The 1,499-nt window shown below is 67.9% G+C and carries 1 protein-coding gene and 2 pseudogenes; all 3 read left to right on the top strand.

Annotated elements, in window-relative coordinates:
* Positions 1 to 438 (top strand): annotated as a pseudogene (locus tag ASILVAE211_RS25800) (site-specific integrase); the annotation flags it as partial.
* Positions 438 to 1,154, top strand: a complete 717-nt coding sequence (locus ASILVAE211_RS25795; protein ID WP_227324209.1) for a hypothetical protein — start codon at positions 438 to 440, stop codon at positions 1,152 to 1,154. The pseudogene ASILVAE211_RS25800 and the gene ASILVAE211_RS25795, both read left to right, overlap by 1 nt.
* Positions 1,151 to 1,499: pseudogene (locus ASILVAE211_RS25790) on the top strand (hypothetical protein); the annotation flags it as partial. The gene ASILVAE211_RS25795 and the pseudogene ASILVAE211_RS25790, both read left to right, overlap by 4 nt.

Here is a 1,499-nt window from a genome sequence, read left to right as displayed (position 1 = left end):
TTACGGATCCGAATCCGCCGCGGCAAGACCGATCAGGCGGGGCAGGGGGCTGAGATCGGCCTGCCGCGCGGTCGTCATGTCGAAACCTGTCCGGTCCGCGCCTTCCATGCCTGGCAGGCCGTGGCCCGTCGCAAAGCCGGACCGCTTTTCCGGCGCATCAGTGTCGGCGACCGGATTGGCGACGCCGCGCTCAATCCCGATTCCGTCCGCCGCATTCTCGCGCGGCGCATCGGTTTGGCGGGCATCACGCTCCCAGGCTTTGAGCGGTTGAGTGCGCATTCGCTGCGCGGCGGCTTCATCACCGAGGCCTATCATAAAGGTGTGCGCGACGAGGACATCATGCGCCACACGCGGCATCGCGACCTTCGCACCATGCGGGGCTATGTGCAGCGGGCTGGCTTGGTGACGGAGAGCCCGGCCGGAGCACTCGACCTCTGATGTTCCGGACGCCCTGGGACGAGGACTTGGCGCCGGCCGAGGCGCCCCCTCTGCCCGAGACCATGCCGCCGCTGCCCAAGAAACTTGGCCGGCGACCGACGGCGCGTGATGCGATTGATCCGGCCTCGGTCCAGGAACCGGGGCAGGGGGCCTGGCTCTATCATCGTTTGACCTTTACCGGGTCGGCCGACCGGATCGCGGCCTTCGCGGCGGCCGCGCGCGGATCGGGGATTGTGCCCTGGCGGGTGGACGGCGCCCGCATCGAGGAAGACATGTTTAACCTCGCGGTCTCCCAGCCGAAGGCGATGCGGTCCTTGACGGTCGAGGGCTGCCGCATTCTGGCGCGGCAATTCCGTGAGCGGGTCGAAGCCCGGACAGCACGGGCCGCAGCCCTCGTCGGCACGAGCCGCGCCTGCGCGTTTGATCTTCATGCTCTGCTGCCGGTGCCGGCGGACGTCTTGCTCCATGAACCAACCCACCCGAAAGCCCAGGCCTGGTTGCTGGCGCATTGGGGTCTCTCCGACCAACCGCGCCAAGTAACTTCGCGGCCCGATGCCCGGCCGGGGCGGCGCTTGCCGGCCGGTCATACCGTGCTCGGCTATGGCTTCTTCACCTCCGGTGAGACGCCGCATGTGGCAATGGCCAAGATTGCTGCCGCTTGGCCGGATCTGCGCGTCGTGCTGCAGCCTCGGCTGCCGCCACGGCCGGCTGATTGATGGTGGCCGAGGGCGAGGATGGCGGCGGGACGCCGATCGCCTTTGCCACGATCGACCTCAGCTGGGAGGATGAGCGGCCGCTCCATCGTGCAACAGCAAACGAAGCGTTAGACGCCCGCTTGCCGGCGGTGCCCATGTTGCATCTCGATGGGTTCGACGGGCCGATGGACCTGCTCCTCGATCTGGTCGAGAGGCAGCGCATCGACCTTGGCCGTATGTCGATGCTCCTTCTCGTCGAGCAATTCCTGGCGGCGTCCGAGCAGTTGCGGGACCGCGTCCCGATCGAGCGCCGGGCCGATTGGCTGGTCATGGCAACGCGCCTCGTGCTGCTCCGCTCGCGATTAC

The organism is Acidisoma silvae, from assembly GCF_020618775.1.
Lineage (GTDB): Bacteria > Pseudomonadota > Alphaproteobacteria > Acetobacterales > Acetobacteraceae > Acidisoma > Acidisoma silvae.
This window is presented reverse-complemented; position numbering and strand designations above follow the sequence as displayed.